The following is a 19,100-nucleotide window of genomic DNA, read 5'->3' on the forward strand; positions in this document are numbered from 1 at the left end:
CCCGGTTGGCCGAGAACGGGAAGGAGAAAGTGTCATGACCGGTTCCCTCGGTGGCAGCCTGGATGTCGCACAGGTTGTGCTCTACGCATTCTGGATCTTTTTTGCAGGTCTGATCTGGTACATCCGCCAGGAGGACCGCAGGGAAGGCTATCCTCTGGAAGACGATGTCTCCGGCCGGTACAGCAAGGATCCCTGGCTCTTTGTTCCAGACAAGAAGACATTTGTGCTGCCCCATGGGCAAGGCACCAGGCAGGTCCCGGATCTCAAGCGGGATGAGCGCCCGCTCAACGCCAGGCGGATGTCCAAGTCCCCCGGATATCCGATCGAGCCGGAGGGAAATCCCTTGCTGGCCGGTGTCGGTCCCGGGTCCTGGGCCGAGCGCTCCGACACACCGGATCTGACCGCCCACGGCGAGGCCCGCATTGTTCCCATGCGCCTGGCGGACGGCTTTGCCATTGCTGAAGGGGAAACAAACCCGATTGGGCTCAAGGTGATGGGATGCGACGGCAAACCGGCTGGCACGGTCAAGGACGTTTGGGTCGACCGGGCCGAGCATCTGATCCGCTATTACGAAATCGACGTTGACGCTGGGTCGCACAGCTCTCTGCTACCGAATAATTTTGTTGTCATCAAGCGCCAGAACGACCGGGTCCGGCCATATCTCTATGTGCATGCGATCACGTCCGGCCAGTTCGCGGATGTGCCGTCGCGGGCCAAGGACGGGGTTGTAACGCTGCTGGAAGAGGACAAGATCGCCGCCTATTTCGGCGCCGGGCTTCTTTATGCGCTGCGCGACCGCAGGGAGGCGTTCCTGTGAAACAGTTTGTCACCCGCGAGCATGAGATCGAGCCTGTGCCGGGCCTGCCAGGGCATCTTCCCGATGGGGAGCAGATGGTGTGGCAGGGCCGTCCGTCCGCCCGGCTTGTGGCACGCCATGTACTGAAGAACCGCTGGATTGCCGGCTATTTCGGGCTGCTGGCGCTGTGGGCGGTTGCAGGCGGTCTCTATGACGGCCGGCCGGTGGCCGGCATCGTCTTTTCCGTTGCGGTGCTGACAGCGCTGGCGGCCATCGTGATCGGGATGCTGGAACTGTTCGCCTGGGGCGTTGAAAAGACGACGCTGTACACAATCACCTCAAAACGGATCGTGCTGCGCTTTGGTGTGGCCTTTGCGATCACGCTTAATCTGCCGTTCAGGCAGATCAGCGCGCTGGCGCTGGGGGATCAGGGCGGCGGCGCAGGAAATCTGGCCGTCCGGCTGTTGCCGGGGCACCGGCTGTCCTGGCTGGTTCAGTGGCCGCATGTGCGCGGATGGCGGTTTTCCAATGTGGAGCCGAGTCTGATCTGCCTGCCGGAGGCCAGACCGGTCGCCGATCTGCTGGCCCTGGCCATTAGCCAGTACACATCTGCCATGTCGGGCCATGCCCGGCTCAAAGAGGTCTCGCCAGAAGATGAACCAGCGGCGCCAAGCGCCGTCGCAGCTGCGGAATAGGAGCGGGGGAATGGGGACGGTATCCCATCTTGGATATTTCGGGTCGCGCGAGGGCAAACGCACCAACACGTTCCCGAAAGGCATTTTGATCGGAGCTGTCCTGCTCCTTGTGTTTGCCGCAGGCGCCGTTGTGTTCGGGCAGACAACCGGGATCGGGGTCATCAAGCACCGGGCCGGGGTGCCCGTCGCGATCCGGGACATCATCATCACCCGGTCCGGTGCAGACGAGGTGATTGTCGCCGACGCCCGCTCCGGGGTCCGCATAGCGGTTTTTGAAAAGGACACGGGCGGGTTCGTGCGCGGATCGCTGCGTGCGTTTGAGCGCATGCGCTTGGTCGCCAGGGTGCCGGAGGCCGCCCCGTACCGGATTATCAGATGGGAAGCGGGCACTGTCAGCCTGTCGGATACGGCGACGGGTGAGCGCATCTATCTGGAAGCCTTCGGCAAGGACAATGCCGCAGCTTTCGAACGACTGCTTGGTCAACAGGGAGGAGCAAGCCAATGAACCCGATTTTCGCACCCCTGCGGCGGACGGAAACCGTCAGCTGCACCGTGGAGATCAACAACACCTTTGATCAGCTCGGCGCGCATGTGCGCTTTGACAACGGCATTGTCGTGCAGCCGGGAGACGAGGTGTTTGTGCATGGAGCACCGATCTCGATCCCCTATGGCCAGAGCCAAAGCTTCCGGCGGCAGGCCACGATCCAGCGCGCAGGCGCGCTTGAACGTGCCTGGACCCGGGCCACGGGCGACTTTGAATTTATGGAACTGTGTGAGTTCAGCTTCACAGAAAGGGCACTGTCATGAACAAGACCGTCACACCGGCCAGCCTGGCCGCCAACGAACCGACCCTTGAAAAACGTACCGCGGCCCAGAACGACACGACGCGCAGCGCCCTAGTGTCCACCATGCTGACACCGCGCTTCTATACCACCGATTTTGACGAGATGGACAAGATCGATGTCGAACCGGTGCGTGCGGAATGGGACGCCCTGATCGCGCAAATGCGCAGCGATCCGAACAGGGGGCATTTCAAACGTAATCAAGACTGGGATGAAATCGATATCGGCGCGCTGCCGGAAGATTTGCGCGAGGAATTCATCGATTTTCTCGTCTCCTCCCTGACCTCGGAATTCTCAGGCTGTGTTCTTTACAAGGAGATGAAACGGCGGGGCAAGAACAAGGAAATCTGTGAGCTGTTCGGCTATATGAGCCGGGATGAATCGCGCCATGCGGGCTTCATCAACGATGCGCTGAAAGATTTCGGCATCGGCGTGAATATGGGCTTTCTCGCAAAGGCCAAGAAATACACCTATTTCAAGCCGAAATTCATCTATTACGCGACCTATCTTTCAGAGAAGATCGGCTATGCGCGCTACATCACCATCTTCCGGCATCTGGAAAAGCACCCCGATCAGCGGTTCCATCCGATTTTCAAGTGGTTCAAGCAGTGGTGCAATGACGAGTTCTCCCATGGAGAGGCGTTTTCGCTGATTATCCGTTCGGACCGGCGCCTGCTGGAGGGGCATAACAAGCTCTGGATCAAGTTTTTCCTGCTGGCAGTCTTTGCAACCATGTATGTGCGCGATCACATGCGCCCGGCCTTTCACAAGGCTCTGGGCGTTGAGATCGACGACTACGACATGAAGGTGTTCCGGTTGACGTCGGAAATCTCCCGTCAGTGTTTCCCGCTGGTGCTGGATCTGGACAATCCCGCGCTGGTGGAAGGCTTCCGGCGCATGGAGCGGATCAACCGGAACCTGCAGGCCGCTGGCGAAAGGGGCGGAGTGGCAGGCCGGCTGGGCAAGGCCTGGTGGGGGCTGGCGGCGGGAGTGAATTTTCTGCGCATGTATGCGATCCCGGCGAAAAAGAACACCTTGCCGGACACCTCCCGCCTGCAGCCCGTGTGGTGAGGAGCGTTCGATGACCCTTGCGAGCCCGCTCACGGCAATCCTGACCGCTATCGGCGTGTGGTGGCTGTCGACCGGGCTCGTGCTGGCTCTGGTGCACTGGTCCACACGGCGCCGTCTGGAGCCCTGGCAGCTTCTGCCCGTGGTCACGGTGATCGGGGTCGCTGGGTTTCTGCTTTTGTATTACGGCAGCCGCCACCTGACGCCGCTCGGTTCCTATGCGGGATTTTTCGGGGCGCTTCTGGTGTGGTCCTGGCACGAGACCACATTCCTCACCGGCATGGTCACGGGCCGCCGGAAGGAGGACTGCCCTCCCGGGCTCACCGGGTTTGCGCGCTTCAAGGCGGCCTGGAAAGCCGTGTGCGATCACGAGATCGCCCTGGCCGTGACCGGGCTTTTTCTGTGGCTGACGCTATCCGGCGGTGGCAATCTGTTCGGTTTTGCCACATTCGGGCTTTTGTGGGGGATGCGGATCTCCTCCAAGGTGCTGATCTTTCTGGGGGCACGCCATGCGGTCAGCGGGTTGATGCCGCCAGCAGTCCTGCATCTGAAGACCTATTTCAACACCGGGCGCACAACCCCGCTGTTTCCCGTCCTGCTGGCCATTGCCGTCGGCCTGTTCGGGGGACTGGCCATAGCGGCGGCACGGGCGGACCAGGACTATAGCGTGGTCGGCCATATTCTGCTGGCCACCTTCATGGCCCTTGCGATCCTGGAACATCTCATTCTGGTGCTTCCGCTCTCGGACATGGCGCTGTGGCGCTGGGCCCTGCCCAGGACACGGCCAGCCGGAGCGGTGTCCACGTCAGCCCATCGGGGACTGCCCCCAGTCGGCAGGGCAGCCAAGCGCCAGCCGGATGCACCTTAGCTGCAGATATTGAGGGAAGAGGAGAGACTGATGAACGTTTTTGAGCATATGGAGACTGCTCTCTCCGAATTGCACAGCGCAGGAAACTACCGTGTCTTTGCCGAACTGGAACGGCACTGCTCGGCCTTTCCGAAGGCGCGGTTCTACGGGGACGATGCCAGCACCCGGGAGGTCACCGTCTGGTGCTCAAATGATTATCTGGGTATGGGGCAGAACCCGGTTGTGACGGGGCGCATGACGGAGATCATCGCAAAATGCGGTGCTGGTGCCGGTGGCACGCGCAATATTTCCGGCACGAACCACTATCACGTTCTTCTGGAACGTGAACTTGCCGACCTTCATGCCAAGGAGGCTGCCCTGATCTTCACCTCCGGATATGTGTCCAATTGGGCCTCGCTCGGCACGCTGCTGGCGAAGATCCCCGGGATCATTGTCTATTCCGACGCGCTCAACCACGCCTCGATGATTGAAGGCATCCGCCATGCGCGCTGCCAGAAACGGGTGTTCCGGCACAATGATCCGGACCATCTGCGGGAGCTGATGGCAGCCGATGATCCGCGGGCCCCGAAACTTGTAGCGTTCGAAAGCGTCTACTCCATGGACGGGGACATCGCCCCGATCCGGGAGATCTGCGATGTGGCGGACCGGTTCGGAGCGATCACCTATCTGGATGAGGTGCATGCGGTTGGCATGTATGGTCCCCGGGGCGGTGGTGTCGCCGAGCGGGAAGGGCTCATGGACCGTCTGACCGTGATCGAGGGGACGCTTGGCAAGGCCTTCGGCGTTCTGGGGGGCTATATCACCGGCCCGGCCGTCCTGATCGATTTTGTCCGCTCCTTTGCCTCCGGTTTCATCTTCACCACGGCCCTGCCACCCGCGCTGGCCGCCGGGGCGGCTGCATCGATCCGCTATCTGAAGACCAGTTCGGCGGAACGGCATGCGCATCAGGAGAGGGTTGCCCAGGTGCGGGACGCCCTGGATGCACGCGGGATCCCTCATATGGACAATCCCAGCCACATCGTGCCGGTGATCGTGGGCAATGCGGCGAAATGCAAATGGATTTCCGATGTTCTTTTGAGCGATTTCGGCATATATGTGCAGCCGATCAACTATCCGACGGTGCCGGTGGGCACGGAACGGCTGCGCATCACGCCGACACCGCTGCACAGCGATGCGGACATAAGGGGCCTCTCAGAGGCGCTGTGCGCACTCTGGTCGCAATGCGCCCTGGCCCGCGCAGTTGCGTGACATGTGAAAACGGACGCTGCAATTCATGAACAGGCATATCATTATCCCGGCGGTGGCCGGTGACGGCTCTCTGTTTCCGGTCGAGAAAATGGCCGCGCATGTTCAAGGGGTCCTGCATCTGGCCGTCTCCGTTTTCGTCTTTGACGGGGACTGCCTGTTGATCCAGCAGCGGGCCAGATCGAAATACCATTGCGGCGGGCAGTGGGCCAACACCTGCTGCAGCCATCCCCATTGGGATGAAACTGTCGAAGCCTGTGCTGAAAGACGCCTTCAGGAAGAGCTCGGTTTCACCCTGCCGCTGACCCGGCACCGGACAGTGGACTACCAGGCCGATGTCGGCGGCGGGCTCCGCGAACATGAGCGTGTGACGCTGTTTTCCGCCCAGGTGGACCGGGCTGCGCTGTCCATCCGGCCAAACCCGGACGAGGTGGACGCCGTGCGTTGGATCCGCCCGGATGAGCTGCACCGCGAAGCCGCCGCAACACCGGACGCCTTTACCCCTTGGTTCCGTATCTATCTTGACCGTTTTCCACAATTGCGGGCCGACATCCGCTGACCGGCGGCAGCCGGCGGGAGACCGCCCCGTAACGGCCTCTGCCTGATCCGAAAAAGCTGTCCGCCTCTTCACGCAGACGATTTCAAAAAATGCCAAAAAACGGGAGCCCGAAAGGCTCCCGCTCAGTTTACGGTCCTGCCGGCCGTTGTCAGTCCTTTGCATCCGCAAGCTTGGTCTGGGGAGGGAGTGCGGATGAGGACGCTGGCAGGTCCGTTTCGAGAACCTGGGTTTCTCCGGGCACGTAGGTGGAGAAATCAGGCACACCGGCCGGCCCCTTCTTGTCGAGGGCATCGACGTAGTCCTGAAGCATGGAGACGCCATAGAGCGGCTTCTGCACGCCATTGTGGCAGGTGGAACAACCGATCTTGAAGACATCGCCTTCCGGCCCCAGGCGGTTGTCCGGGAAGACCGGGGTCAGCCCGACCATATAGTTGGTGTTGAGCGCGCGCGTCATCTTGATACCATGCCAGGCGGTGACCCGTTGCGGCGGGCTCTGATCCCAGTCGTTGAAGGCGCGCGAATTGTGGCAGGTCACGCAATTGACCCCAAGACCTTCCGACATGTGCATCATGAAGGCCCATGTGCTTTCGGTCTCCTTGGTTCCGGCTGGATTCGGGTTTGCCGGATCGGGCAGGGCCGTCAGCGAATGCACCCGGATCGGCTTGTCATCCAGCAGATAATCCATGAGGGCATTTTGCGGCATAGAGGTGTTGCCGACGAACTTGCCAACACCCCCATCGCGGCTCATGGCGCTGGCGGGTTTGGGTTCCTGGTCGTCATACCAGTAATTGACCGGAATATGCTGGCCCCGGTGACAGGTGTAGCAAGTCACCCCGACACCACCGACATGGTCCGCCCAGTCCACATTGATCGTCTGGTTCATCTGGATCATGCGCCGGGCGACGACTTTCGTATAGACCTCGTCGGAGGCGAAGTTCTCAGCATTGTGGCAATATTCGCAGCCTTCCTCCGGGGAGATCCATTCGGTGATGGCCGCCATGAACTGGTTGAACTGGTCGTCGGACAGATCCCCGAGCACCTGGACATTCTCGTAAAGCTCACTGGCCCGGTCCCCTTCAGGGTCGGCTTCCCAAGGCGCTTCGGGCACCTCGTTCGCGGCCCGGAGCGCCCGTTCCTTTTCAATGTCCTTTTCCAGATACATGCCGGTGCCGCGGTAGCCGATCTGGATCGATTCCACCGGTGGTGCATCCCAGTCGGTGCCGACAAAGCTCGCGATGGCAAGGAGGGTGCCAGCGGAGGCTGCAAATGGTATCCAAAGCTGCATTTTCCTTCTCCTTACTGAACGGCCGGGTCAACGACATCCGGATAAATGTCCGGCAAGGGAGCAACGATGCCGTGCTCTATGCCCCACAGGTACCAGTTGTCGACAACGGTGCCCGTCAACAGGATGCCGATGCCGCCGGTCAGGGGGGTCAGAATGGCGAACCACCAGGCCCATCTGTGGACAGATTCCATGGTGGCGTTGAAGCCCATGGTCCAGCGCCAGAACAGGGCCGCCCGTTCCGAGGCCGTGCCGCGGTCCGTGATCTGTTCCAGCTCCCGCTCGCCGCCATATTTGCCGACAGCCAGAATGGTGGCGCCGTGCATGGCAAACAGCAGCACCGAGCCATAGAGGAAGACAATGGAAAGGCAGTGGAACGGATTGTAGTAAAGGTTGCCGTAGCGGATCGAGAATGCTGCCGTCCAGTCCAGATGGGGGAAGATGCCGAAGGGCACGGCTTCCGAGAAATTGCCCATCAGGACCGGCCGGATGAACCCGAGCACCAGGAACAGCCAGATTGCGGAGGCAAAGGCCCAGGCCACATGGGTGCCCATTTCCAGCTGCCGGGCCCGGCGGTAAACGCGCACCCACCACAGCAGGATGGACAGGGTCAGGAAAAAGCCGGCAATCAGCCACCAGCCGCCCTCATTCAGGGGGGGCAGCACGGTCAGGCCATATTTGGCCGGGGGCGGTTCCAGCCCGAGCCAGAACAGCTGGCGCACGAACTGGATGGGGTCCCAGCCGACGGAGGCCCACATGTTGAGGCCGATGATCTCGAAGGCGATCAGGCCGAAGACCAGTGATAGCGTGCCGAGAAACCCCAGATAGATCGGGCCGATCTGCGCGTTGCCGATCCAGCCCAGCAGCCGGGACATGACTGGCGTGCCGGTGCGCTTGCTGTCATCCTTGGGCAGCGGCATGCCCTCCTCGGCAGGGCCGCTGATTTGAACGACAGTCAGAATGTTCTGGTATTGGGTCATTGCTTTTCCCCTCAGTTCCAGATCGGCAGGTTGAGCCACCAGTTCCACCATTGCGGCCAGCCCTGGTTCCAGAATGGCCCGCTGATGACGATGCAGACCGCGCTCCAGAAGCCTGCATTCAGGGCAAGGATCAGACCCAGTCTGTGAATGCCGAGCGTGCCGATGGAGTAGCCGATGATGTCCCTGAAAAACGTGTCTTCATATTCGGGGGTCTTCACCTCGGCCTGCTGGCCGTTGCCGTCCATGGAGGCACCGGGATTGGCCGCCGACAGGATGAGGCCGCCGTGCAGGGACAGGGCCAGCGTCGTCGTGAAGAAAAACGTCACGGCGATCATGTGGGCCGGATTGTAGTGGAAGTGCAGATACTGGTAGCCGACATTCGACACCCAGTCGAGATGGCTGAAAATCCCGTAGGGAAAGCCGTGGCCCCAGGCGCCCAGAAGCAGCGGGCGGATTACCACCAGGGTGACATAGGCGAAGATTGCGAAGGAGAAGGCGACCGGCACGTGATAGCCCATGCCGAGCTTGCGGCAGATCTCCACCTCGCGCAGCGCCCAGGAACCGAAGGCTCCGATCGCGCAGATGGTGATGATTTGCCACAAGCCGCCTTCCTTCATCGGCGCCAGGGCCAGGCCATAGGACAGGTCCGGCGGGGCAATGGAAATCTGCCAGATGTTCCAGGTGGGGCCGATTGCTGCGCCATACAGCACCAGCCCTGTGCCCAAAATGATGAAAAAGGCCCCGGTTATGCCAAAGAAGCCGACATAGAACGGACCGAACCAGAAATCGAAAAGATCTCCGCCAAGCAGTGTGCCGCCCCGTACACGGTATTTTCTCTCGAAGCTGAGCAAAGCCATGAAGTCCTCCCTAGCCGCCGCGGAGCGGTGCGTCTGCTGCTGCTGAGTTTATGAAGCAAGGCCTGGTGGCGGAGAGCGCCGGACTGTGCGCAAGCGGACGCCGGAACAAGGCCTCCGCCACCGGTGATGTTGAACCGTCCGGGCCGCTCAGGCCAAGGCGGTGGTCTGGCCCGGGTGATGCAGTTCGATCTGCAGTCCCGGTCCCCAAAGCGCGGCGTTGTCCAGCCAGTTGTACCTTTCCGAACTCAGCAGGATGAAGTGAATCAGCACTGCCAGGGTGAAAAGGAACACCGCGAGGCCGACGAGCGCCCGGCGTGGATCGAAGAGAAGCCAAACTCTCCACATGTCTTCACATCCTTGTTCTGCGTCGGCCCTAGAGCCACGGTTTGTAGAGCCACATCGAGATGTGGGCGAGGAAGGGGAAGAGCGACATCAGAATCGCGCTTTTGACGAAGTATCGATGAAACTCCTGTGCCTCCCCATGTGAAAGCCCGGTGAAGGACTCTTTGTCTGAAGCCATTGCAATGACCTCCAACGCTTGCCTTTCGGCGGTTACCGCGCACAACCCTCGCGGCGGGGGTCCAGAAAAGCCGGGGGACCGGCCTGCCTGGTCTTTGCCGGCGTAAAGCTCCGGCAAAACACGGGATCACACGTGAAATGCGTATCCCAAGGCGGCGTAGGCAGACGCCTTGGCTTCGGAAAACACCGAACCTTCCGCCCGCGCATCGCGCGCGCTGAACACCGTGCTCAGCCGGGTCAGGGCAATGGCTGTCAGGCAAAGCGGGTAAACGAGGAAAAACAGGCGCTTCATCATGAGGCGGTCGGCTTCCCGTTCCTGGTGGCGGCTGCGGGCCGCCGCATCCTGGGCTGTCATCAAAACCATGCGTTCCTCTCCTTGCTCACGTGAACCGGAATATGACGTCTTGAAGATCATGCGGGCGCTCCCGCCGTCTTTGAGGCGCGTGCGACATGGGCGAAGCTGACTTCACTGACATTGTCAGCCCAGGCCTCAAGCTCGGCCGCCTCCCGCAGACGTTTTGCGGCGGAAATGCGGGCCAGTACGGGTTCTCTGTTGATTCTGGCGTCGAGCGCGGCGAGCGCGTCCGGATGCCATTCCATCTCGGTGTGCCGGCGGGCGGCGGTCGCCTCGATCGCGTCCAGTTCCCCGGCGCGGGGCAGAATTTCAAACAGCACATCGAACAGCGCGTTGCAGATTTCCTGGATCAGCCAGCAGGCGCCGGAATACCCCATTACCGGCGTGCCTGTGTGGCGGCGGACCACGGCCCCCGGATAGGACAGCTGGATGAACTTGCCCCGCCCTCCGGCTTCGGCCATGTACATGCGCTCGTTGAAAGACCCGAACAGGACCATCGGCGCCTTGCTCGCGGTCAGCTCCGCAATTTCGCGATTGTCGGTCTTGGCCCCGGCCTTGCGGGCAACGGCAAAAGCGCAAGGCAGCCCCATCTCCTCTTCAAGGAAGTACTGCACGCCACGCACATAGGTTTCATTGGCGGCAATCGCGAAATTGGCCGTGGCAAAGAAATCCTGGGTCACCGAGCGCCACAGATCCCAGAGCGGTTTCAGCGTCGTGTGCTTCTCCTGTGCAATGAACGGCTGCGGGTCGAGGCCGAGCATTGCACCAAGGGTTTCCAGAAAGGCGGTGGTGGAGTGGATGCCGATGGGCGCCTGCAGATACGGCCGGTCCAGGGTTTCGCACAGGAGGCGGCCAAATTCGCGGTAGAGGCAGATATTGGCATCGGCATCGGCAAGCTTGCGCAGATCCGCAACATGGCTGCCAAGCGGAAAGACCATGTTGATTTCCGCGCCGATCCCTTCGACCAGCCGGCGGATTTCATGCAAGTCCGAGGGCATGTTGTAGGTGCCATAGACGGGGCCGATGATATTGACCCGGGGCTTGCAACCATCCTTGCGTTTGCGCGGTTTTGGGACCCGCTTGGGTCCGAATTCGCTCCAGAGCCATTTCAGGGCCCTGTCCGTGCTCTGCCACTGATCCTCGTCAATGGTGCGCGGCAGGAAACGTTTGATGTTGGAGCCTTCAGGCGTGACGCCGCCGCCGATCATTTCCGCGATGGAGCCGGTCACCACCACGGCGGGAAGATCCGGATCCAGCACCTGGCGGGCCCGTTTGATGGCACTTTCCGTACCGTGCTGGCCAAGCTCGTCTTCCGATAGGCCGCTGACCACGATGGGCAGTTCGTGCGGGGGCAGGGCATCCGTATAATGCAGGACCGAGGTCACCGGCAGGTTTTCGCAACCCACCGGCCCGTCAATGATGACCTGAAGCCCCTTGATGGCGGTGAAGGCGTAAACGCTGCCCCAATAACCGCCCGCCCTGTCGTGATCGAGGATCAGCATCCGACCGACTCCCCGTTGTCGACCGCATTTTGCGATCTTTTGAGGCGTGCTGCGTAGGCCTGCCGGTAGCCGGACTTGTCTTCGGGAACCCCTTGCCAGATCCCGGCGGTGTCGCCCTGGCCAACCCCTCGGAAAAAGTCCTGCATCTTCAGGAACCGGTCCTTGTTGGCAATGGCTGCTGAGAGAACGCCAGGCAAAGAGGCCGTTCCGGCCGGTCCCATCAGGGGCCGGGCCGAAATGAGGTTGGTGAAGTAAAGGGCGGGGGTCGCCGTTTCCTTGGCTTTCTGGACGATGGGGGTCGTGCCGATGGCCAGATCGGGCTCAAACGCCTCGAATGCCGCCAGATCCTCTTCAAGCGACGCGCGGAACCGGACATCGACCCCATGGGCCTCCAGCCAGTCCGCATCGGCTGCGCTGTAAGGTGTTTTGGGGCAGGCGGTGCCGACATAACGCAGATCCGCGCCCAGCTCGACCAGAAGCCGACCGACCAGAAGTTCCGAGCCTTCATAGCCCGACAGCGTGATGCGGCCGTTGATCCGGTTGCCGGTGAGGGCGGCGGATATGGCGCCGCGCATGGCATTACGGCTGATATTGGTTTTCCCGGCCGCAATTCCGCAGGCTTCGCCAATGGCTGAAAGCCAGGCATCCGTCCCGTCCAGCCCAATGGGGGCGGAGCCGACAATGTCGCGGCCTGCGGCTTTGAACTCCCGGAAACTGGCGGTGTAAAACGGATGCAGAGCAGCCACAACGGCGCAGTCGAGGGCCGAATAGAGCTCGCGCCATTCCCGGACCGGAACGGTGGGGCCGGCGGCCAGGCCCATGGGCTCCAGCATGCTGCCGATGACCACCGGATCGGCCGGGAAGACCTCTCCGGCGAGGGTGACGGTCGGCTTGTCCTTCAACCCGTCGCGCGGTGGCAGAACCGGTCCTTCCAGAGCTTCCTGGCGCGCATAGGCGAGCATGGCGCTGGACAGGACGTCCTTGGCTTCTGCGTGAGTGGGGACCCCGAACCCCGGCACGTCAATGCCAACAATGCGCACACCGTTGATCTGGCGCGGCAGCATTTGCAGCGGCACACCGGAGGCCGTGGGGACGCACAGATTGGTCACCACGACAGCGTCGAAGCTCTCCGGGTCCGCCATCTTGTGGACTGCGTCCACAATGTCTTCGAAGAGCTTGCCGGTCACCAGGGTTTCGGAGTTGAACGGCACATAGCCGACCGACCGTTTGGCTCCGTAGAAGTGGGAGGTGAAGGTGAGGCCATAGACGCAGCAGGCCGATCCAGACAGGATCGTCCCGACCCGGCGCATGCGCAGGCCAACTCTCAGTGAGCCAAAGGCCGGGCACATGGACTGGGGCTGGTCGTGGGGCCCTTTGGGATAATCCGCCTCCAGCCGGTCCATCAGCGCGCCGTTGCCGGAGGTGCGCGTGGCTGCTTTTGAAAAATCGGCCGTGTTGTGACACCCGGCGCTCTCGGCCTTGGGGGCAGCGGTCTGACCGGTGGGCGGCAGAGCGGCGGCGCCGGCGGGATCTGTCCCGCCGGTCTTGTCCGGCTCGCGTTCCTTATGATGCGTTTTCATCGTCCTGTCCGGTCGTTAAATGGTGTCGTAAACCACCTCAAGTGAGGGTTTGTCGGTGGCGCCAGCGGCGCACATGTCTTCCCGGGTGGCCGGCTGAAGCTGGATTCCGGCTCCGGTTTCACTGGCGGAAAAGAGGTTCAGCAGGCCGTCCTGGTCGAGCGGGGCGGGCAAGACCGGCGGCGCATCGGCCAGATTGACGGACAGGGACTGAAAGAGCGGTCCCCAGTCTCCGCCGGGCTGGCCGATGATCTGGTAATTTGCGCTTTTGCGGCGGATATCCTCATGCTGTGGGATCGAGGCAAGCACCGGAATGCCGACCGCCTTGGCAAAGGCTTGGGCTTCACCGGTGCCGTCATCCTTGTTGATCACCAGACCAGCGACGCCGACATTGCCGCCTAACTTGCGGAAATATTGAACGGCGGAGCAGACATTGTTGGCGACATAGAGCGACTGAAGGTCATTGGAGCCGACAACAACCACTTTCTGGCACATGTCCCTGGCAATCGGCAGGCCGAAGCCGCCACAGACGACGTCGCCCAGAAAGTCCAGCAGCACGTAGTCGAAATCCCAATCGTGAAAGCCAAGCTTTTCCAGGGTTTCGAAGCCGTGAATGATACCGCGGCCGCCGCAGCCGCGGCCGACTTCCGGTCCGCCTAGCTCCATGGCAAACACGCCATCCCGCTTGAAGCAGACGTCTGAAATCTCCACTTCCGCCCCGGCTTCCTTGCGAGCGGAAGCGGTCTGGATAATGGTGGGGCAGGCCCGGCCGCCAAACAGCAGCGATGTCGTGTCGCTCTTCGGATCACAGCCGATCAGCAGAACCTTCTTGCCGAGCTGAGCCAGCATGTAGGACAGGTTGGCCAGCGTGAAGCTTTTGCCGATGCCGCCCTTGCCATAGATCGCGATGATCTGTGTTTCCTTGGTCACCGGGCCTTTGGCCGGTGCGTCCGGCTCCATGGCTGCTTCCTCGCGGAGGAAGTCCTGCATCCGGTAGCTGTGTCCGGTGGGGTGTTCGCGGATCATGCGGCATTCCTCCAGTCGATGACCATTTTCAGGCAGCCGGGATCGCCGAAAGCGGTCTGATAGGCTTGCGCGGCGGCCGCCGGACCAGTGCGATGGGTGACGAGCCCCTTGAGCGACAGCCGGCCGCGGGCAACCAGGTCCAGCACGGCGTGGATGTCGTCCGGTTTGAATTCGGCGGACAGGGCGACGGAAATCTCGCGCATGAAAGCGGGCGGGAATGCAAAGCTGATGCGCTCGCCATAAAATCCGGCCAGTACCAGCTGCCCGTTGCGGGCCAGTTTTGCGGCCGCTTTGTCGAGGACGGACGGATCTCCGCTGGCGTCGATGATAGCGGTGCAGGCGGTTTGGGTCTCATCCTCTGACGGGTCGAGAACCGGATATCCGTCCGCGCCGCTGCGCCGTTTGGCCTGCGTTTCCAGAACACTTGGCGGCTTTTGGCCGAGGGCGATGGCAATGCGGGCGGCCAGGCGCCCCAGGACCCCGTGGCCGATGATCCGTTGCACCGGTTGCGCGCAGCGTTTCACGGCCCTATGGGCCGTTGCGGCCAGGGCCAGCAGAACGGCGTCCTCTGCCTGAACCGGGCCAAGGGGGATCGTGCGCTCGCCCGGCAGGACCAGCCGGCCGGCGGTGGCGCCGAACAGGCCGGCGGCGTCCGTGTAGCAGCTGGCGCCCGGAACAAACACCTTTTGTCCGATCGTGCGGCCGGAGTCCGGCCCGGCTTCCACCACTTCGGCAACGGATTCATAGCCTGGCACGAGTGGATAACCCAGGCCCGGAAACTGCGGCATAGACCCTTGAAACAGCATTTTCTCGGTGCCGGTGGAGATCCCGCTCAGGAGAGTTTTGACCACGACGTCGCGCGCGTCCGGGGCGGTCAGCGTCAGGCGCTTCACACCCAATCTTCCCGGTTGTTCGAATACGACTGCCGTGGTGTCCATCTGTGTGCCTCCCGCACATTGGATCCAGGTGGTAGGTATGTCATTTTAGATTGACACTATAAAGTGTCAATTATTATTTACATATATTTGCCGGTGCCGATCGCGGAATCAGCGGACCGCAACCACGAGTGTGGCCAGAAGCGGGGTGTGAGTCTTGACGGTGCGCGGCCGTTTGAACCCGGCTTTTGACAACAGGGCCTTGATCTCTTTGTCGCTGCGGCAGCGGCCGGATCCCATCGCGAGAAAGTAGAAACTGAAATAGACGGCCGCGAGCCGGGCGCCCTCGGACGGGCCGGCCATTGCTTCGGCGACCACAACCTGTGTGCCGGGTTTGAGCGCGGCATGAAGGTTGTTGAGAATCAGCACAACCCGGTCATCGTCATGGTCGCACAGAATGCGCACAAGGCAGGCGCAATCTGCCATGCCAGGCAGGGGGCTCGACACAAAGTCGCCTGCATGGATCCGGGCTCGGCCAGCAAGGCCCTTGTCTGCCAGGTTCTGGCGGGCCAGTCCGGCAACGGCCGGCAAGTCGAACAGGTGGAGGAAGAGGTCCGGATGGCGGCTGGCGCAGGCGGCCAGAAAACTGCCATCGCCGCCGCCGATATCCAGCACCGCCGTGTGGCGGCTGAAATCATGGGCATCCAGAATACAGTCTGCCAGCATGCTCTGGCTGGTCTGCATCAGCGCGGAATAGGTCTGGGCGGTGGCCTCATCCAGATCCATAGTGCGGTGCCCGTGGGCATAGGCCCAGAACGTCTTCAGAAGGGTGTCTTTGCCTGGGGCTTTCAGAAGCTCCAAGGGGGCCTCAAGATCCCGGTAGAACATGTCATGATGCAGGATCATCTGGGTGATGCCTGGATCTGCGGCTACAACCGCCCCGGCATCGGCAAGCATCCAGGCGTCCGGCCCGGTCTGGATCACCAGATCCAGGCGTTCAGCCTGCTCCAGCAGAAGCTGCATGGTTTCAGGGGCAATCCCCCTGGACCGGGCAAGCTGGTCTGCCGGAAGGGGGCCGTTCTTAAGCGCGTCAAACACTCCCAGCCGGACACAGGTGCTCAGCACCTGGCTGAAAACGAACCCGGCTGTCAGACGGAATAGTGCTGCCGCTTTTCTGTTGGAGAGGCGGCGCAGGAAGGGCAGCCGCATGGCCCATTTGCGAAAAGAGGCCGAGGCAATGATGCGGTTGCGCCAGGTGCGAAGCCTGGCCCGGGACCAGAACAACTGGGGTACGCCTTGCCGGGGAAAAGGGCTTCCGCTTGGCAGGGGCGTTTGCGGGAGTGTGCGCCGGTTGTTGCTGCTTGCCGCCATGTGGGTCCGCGTCCTTGAATGGGGTCAGGCGGCGCTGGCTGCCAGCTTTTTCGGCATCAGACGCTTGGCTTCCTTATGGATCATGGCCCTGAGCATGTCCGCGCCCCGGCAGTCCGGCACCGCGTCCGCCGCTTTCAGAACCAGGCTGTGCAATTGTTTCAAGGCGCCTTCCACGCCCCGTTCGGCAACCACGTTTGGCTTGCCGTTCAAGGCGTCCTGACCGGCGGGTTTGCCCATGCTGCTGGTCTCATCCAGGGCGTCATAAAGATCATCGGCCACCTGATAGGCTGCGCCGAGCGCATCTGCGAGTGCATACCAATCGAGCGGATTTCCCCGGGATGACAGGGCGCCTGATGCGACCGCGCCGGTAAAGAGCGAAGCTGTTTTGGCTCGGTGATAGGCGGAAATGTTGATCTCCGGTTCGCTCTCCCAGGCCTGGCCCGCAACAAGTCCATAAGGCGAGCCGACGGCCTTGGCGATGGTAGACATCAGCGGGGCTGCCAGGTCAGGGGCGTGCTGGGTCCCGCGTGCAAGGGTTTCAAAGGCATTGACAATGAGGCCGTCTCCCACAAGCAGGGCGATTTCCTCGCCGAATTCGATATGGACGGATGTCTTGCCACGCCGTGTCTGAGCGTTGTCGAAACAGGGCAGATCGTCATGCACCAGCGAGGCGCAGTGCAAAAGCTCAATGGCGCTTGCAGCTGCCGTGGCCGCTTTCGGGTCCCGGTCTCCGCAGGCAAGGGCAACGGCAATGCACAGTCTGGGGCGGATGCGGGCGCCGCCTGGAAAGACCGCATACCGGAACGCATTGGCAAGTTTTTGAGGGCAGCCATTCGCTGTGGCATAGCGAATGGCTGCTTGCATCCCGGTTTCGATACGCTCCGACAGGTCCATCGCGCCACTCCTCAATTTTGCATGGATGTCTATTTAAGTTGACGTTATACTGTCAATTAACAGTGACATATTGCGACAGAATGTCAACTTGAAGGAGCGCATTTGGGCACCCCGCCGCAAAATCGGATCATCATCATCGGCGCCGGCATGGGCGGGCTTGCGGCTGCGTTGCGTCTGGCTGGCGCTGGAGTTCCGGTGCTTGTGCTTGAGGCGGCCAAGACGCCGGGCGGCAAGCTGCGTGAGGTGCTTGCTGGCGGGCGCGCTTTTGATGCGGGGCCGACAGTCCTGACCATGAAATGGGTGTTTGACGACCTGCTGGCCGCCTTTAACACCTGTCTGGAGGATGAAGTCGCGCTGGAAAAGGCGGAGCATCTGGCAAGGCATTACTGGACCGGCGGCCTCTGCCTGGATCTTTATGCGGATCTTGATAGAAGCGCTGAGAAGATTGCCGCCACCTTCAGTGCGGGTGACGCCGCCGGTTTCCGGCGCTTTGCGGCGGACAGCCAGCGGGTCTTTGAAACGCTGAAGAACACGTTCATCTCCGCCCCAAAGCCAAATCCCCTGACCTTGTCCAAACGGATCGGCTTTAACAGGCTGGGGGACATGCTGGCCTTGCGCCCGTTCACAAGCCTGTGGAAGGCTCTGGGTGGATATTTCTGCGATCCGCGTCTGCGGCAGCTGTTTGCCCGCTATGCAACCTATTGCGGCTCTTCCCCCTTTGCCGCCCCTGCCACGCTCATGCTTGTGGCCCATGTGGAGCAGGCGGGTGTCTGGATTCCAAGCGGTGGGATGCACGCGATCGCTCGGCGGTTTCAGTCTCTTGCGCAGGAACGGGGCGCATCGTTCCGCTTCAACGCCCGTGTGGAGCATATCCAGACCGGAGAGGGCGGCCGTAAGGTGACCTCCGTGCGGCTGGAGACCGGGGAGGTGATTGCGGCGGATCAGATCATCTTTAACGGCGATGTCAGTGCGCTTCCGGCCCTTTTGGCGCCACGGGACGGGTCCGGCCAGACCAGAGCCCACAGGATCAGCCCCGGCCATGCCAGTACCGGCCATGCCAGTCGCTTTGGCACCCGGTCCCAGTCCGCGCTGGTCACCTGCGGCCTGGCCCGGGCCGAAGGCGTGCCGCTGGCGCACCACACGGTCTTTTTCTCAGATGATTATGAAGCCGAGTTCCGGGCTGTTTTTAACGAGTGCCGCGCTCCGGCCGACCCGACAGTCTATGTCTGCGCGCAGGACCGGGATGGGGGCGGGCGAATGCGTCCGGAAGGGGCGGGGCAGCCTCAGGAACGGCTCTATTGTCTGATGAACCTTCCGGCAGATGGCGACCGGCACCCATATACAACAAGCGAGTTGGATCGATGCCTCACAGCGATGGACCGCCGGCTGGCGGCAAACGGATTGCGGCTTCAGCGCGACCGGGAGGCACAGGTGCTGACGGCGCCGGACGGCTTCAACCGGCTTTTTCCGGCAACGGGCGGGGCGCTCTACGGTCAGGCCTCCCATGGCTGGATGGCCTCGTTCAAGCGCCCGGGAACACATCTGGGCACATACCTGGGTCCGGGCGCGGGCCCGAAGGGGCTCTATCTGGCGGGGGGCAGTGTACATCCGGGGCCGGGGCTCCCGATGGCGGCCCTGTCAGGGCGGCTGGCGGCGGACCAGATGCTGGCGGAATTGGCTATGACCGGCCAGTCCCGCCCGGTGGCTATCAGTGGTGGTATGTCGACGCAACAAGCGGCTGCGGGCAGTTCGCCCTCACGGTCATCGCCTTTATAGGCTCCGTCTTTTC

21 protein-coding genes are annotated in these 19,100 nt (G+C 61.9%); 9 read left to right on the forward strand and 12 right to left on the reverse strand.

Features of this window, described 5'->3' with window-relative positions; genetic code table 11:
- The first annotated feature begins 34 nt into the window (after positions 1–34).
- Genes puhA through idi form a run of 8 tightly spaced genes read left to right on the forward strand, consistent with a single transcriptional unit; the run spans position 35 to position 6,073 of the window.
- Positions 35–817, forward strand: a complete 783-nt coding sequence (gene puhA, locus ACXAIC_RS00790; RefSeq protein WP_475172549.1) for a photosynthetic reaction center subunit H — start codon at positions 35–37, stop codon at positions 815–817.
- On the forward strand, positions 814–1,491 hold the full coding sequence (gene puhB / locus ACXAIC_RS00795) for a photosynthetic complex putative assembly protein PuhB (protein WP_475172551.1): 678 nt from the start codon (positions 814–816) through the stop codon (positions 1,489–1,491). The genes puhA and puhB overlap by 4 nt, the downstream gene beginning before the upstream one ends.
- A gap of 10 nt (positions 1,492–1,501) precedes the next feature.
- A complete protein-coding gene (gene puhC, locus ACXAIC_RS00800; RefSeq protein ID WP_475172554.1) occupies positions 1,502–1,996 on the forward strand; it encodes a photosynthetic complex assembly protein PuhC in 495 nt (164 codons plus the stop codon).
- Positions 1,993–2,298 (forward strand): hypothetical protein, encoded by a 306-nt coding sequence (locus tag ACXAIC_RS00805; RefSeq protein WP_475172555.1) that lies wholly within the window; start codon positions 1,993–1,995, stop codon positions 2,296–2,298. Before puhC ends, ACXAIC_RS00805 begins: the two co-directional genes overlap by 4 nt.
- Positions 2,295–3,404, forward strand: a complete 1,110-nt coding sequence (gene acsF / locus ACXAIC_RS00810) for a magnesium-protoporphyrin IX monomethyl ester (oxidative) cyclase (protein WP_475172556.1) — start codon at positions 2,295–2,297, stop codon at positions 3,402–3,404. Before ACXAIC_RS00805 ends, acsF begins: the two co-directional genes overlap by 4 nt.
- Before the next feature lie 10 nt (positions 3,405–3,414).
- Positions 3,415–4,269, forward strand: coding sequence for a putative photosynthetic complex assembly protein PuhE (gene puhE / locus ACXAIC_RS00815; protein WP_475172559.1), 855 nt, complete (start codon positions 3,415–3,417; stop codon positions 4,267–4,269).
- 30 nt (positions 4,270–4,299) lie between these two features.
- Positions 4,300–5,517 carry a 5-aminolevulinate synthase gene (hemA, locus tag ACXAIC_RS00820; RefSeq protein WP_475172561.1) on the forward strand — a complete coding sequence of 406 codons (1,218 nt, stop codon included), beginning with the start codon at positions 4,300–4,302 and terminating at the stop codon, positions 5,515–5,517.
- Between the two features lie 25 nt (positions 5,518–5,542).
- Positions 5,543–6,073: an isopentenyl-diphosphate delta-isomerase gene (gene idi / locus ACXAIC_RS00825; RefSeq protein ID WP_475172564.1), complete on the forward strand. Its 531-nt coding sequence runs from the start codon at positions 5,543–5,545 to the stop codon at positions 6,071–6,073.
- A 148-nt stretch (positions 6,074–6,221) separates the two neighbouring features.
- Here the strand turns inward: idi and pufC are convergent, their stop codons facing one another.
- The 12 genes from pufC to ACXAIC_RS00885 form a co-directional block, all read right to left on the reverse strand.
- Complete coding sequence (pufC, locus tag ACXAIC_RS00830; RefSeq protein WP_475172567.1) at positions 6,222–7,358, reverse strand: photosynthetic reaction center cytochrome PufC; 1,137 nt, start codon at positions 7,356–7,358, stop codon at positions 6,222–6,224.
- 11 nt (positions 7,359–7,369) lie between these two features.
- Positions 7,370–8,335 carry a photosynthetic reaction center subunit M gene (pufM, locus tag ACXAIC_RS00835; protein ID WP_475172570.1) on the reverse strand — a complete coding sequence of 322 codons (966 nt, stop codon included), beginning with the start codon at positions 8,333–8,335 and terminating at the stop codon, positions 7,370–7,372.
- Positions 8,336–8,346: 11 nt separating this feature from the next.
- Positions 8,347–9,192, reverse strand: a complete 846-nt coding sequence (pufL, locus tag ACXAIC_RS00840; RefSeq protein ID WP_475172573.1) for a photosynthetic reaction center subunit L — start codon at positions 9,190–9,192, stop codon at positions 8,347–8,349.
- Between the two features lie 147 nt (positions 9,193–9,339).
- Positions 9,340–9,537, reverse strand: coding sequence for a light-harvesting antenna LH1, alpha subunit (gene pufA, locus ACXAIC_RS00845; protein ID WP_475172575.1), 198 nt, complete (start codon positions 9,535–9,537; stop codon positions 9,340–9,342).
- Positions 9,538–9,565: 28 nt separating this feature from the next.
- Entirely contained in the window at positions 9,566–9,712 is a 147-nt protein-coding gene (locus tag ACXAIC_RS00850) for a light-harvesting protein (protein ID WP_475172578.1), read from the reverse strand.
- Between the two features lie 126 nt (positions 9,713–9,838).
- Positions 9,839–10,075, reverse strand: a complete 237-nt coding sequence (locus ACXAIC_RS00855; RefSeq protein WP_475172581.1) for a hypothetical protein — start codon at positions 10,073–10,075, stop codon at positions 9,839–9,841.
- 47 nt (positions 10,076–10,122) lie between these two features.
- Complete coding sequence (bchZ, locus tag ACXAIC_RS00860; protein ID WP_475172583.1) at positions 10,123–11,568, reverse strand: chlorophyllide a reductase subunit Z; 1,446 nt, start codon at positions 11,566–11,568, stop codon at positions 10,123–10,125.
- Complete coding sequence (bchY, locus tag ACXAIC_RS00865; protein ID WP_475172586.1) at positions 11,562–13,148, reverse strand: chlorophyllide a reductase subunit Y; 1,587 nt, start codon at positions 13,146–13,148, stop codon at positions 11,562–11,564. Before bchY ends, bchZ begins: the two co-directional genes overlap by 7 nt.
- A gap of 15 nt (positions 13,149–13,163) precedes the next feature.
- Positions 13,164–14,171, reverse strand: coding sequence for a chlorophyllide a reductase iron protein subunit X (locus ACXAIC_RS00870; RefSeq protein ID WP_475172589.1), 1,008 nt, complete (start codon positions 14,169–14,171; stop codon positions 13,164–13,166).
- Positions 14,168–15,109, reverse strand: a complete 942-nt coding sequence (gene bchC / locus ACXAIC_RS00875) for a chlorophyll synthesis pathway protein BchC (RefSeq protein ID WP_475172590.1) — start codon at positions 15,107–15,109, stop codon at positions 14,168–14,170. The genes ACXAIC_RS00870 and bchC overlap by 4 nt, the downstream gene beginning before the upstream one ends.
- A gap of 108 nt (positions 15,110–15,217) precedes the next feature.
- On the reverse strand, positions 15,218–16,417 hold the full coding sequence (locus ACXAIC_RS00880; RefSeq protein ID WP_475172591.1) for a methyltransferase: 1,200 nt from the start codon (positions 16,415–16,417) through the stop codon (positions 15,218–15,220).
- 24 nt (positions 16,418–16,441) lie between these two features.
- Complete coding sequence (locus ACXAIC_RS00885; RefSeq protein WP_475172594.1) at positions 16,442–17,311, reverse strand: polyprenyl synthetase family protein; 870 nt, start codon at positions 17,309–17,311, stop codon at positions 16,442–16,444.
- Between the two features lie 102 nt (positions 17,312–17,413).
- Between ACXAIC_RS00885 and crtD the strand changes: the two genes are divergently transcribed.
- A complete protein-coding gene (gene crtD / locus ACXAIC_RS00890) occupies positions 17,414–19,087 on the forward strand; it encodes a 1-hydroxycarotenoid 3,4-desaturase CrtD (protein WP_475172597.1) in 1,674 nt (557 codons plus the stop codon).
- Positions 19,088–19,100 lie beyond the last annotated feature (13 nt).

Source organism: Roseibium sp. AWQ4_254, from assembly GCF_056161025.1.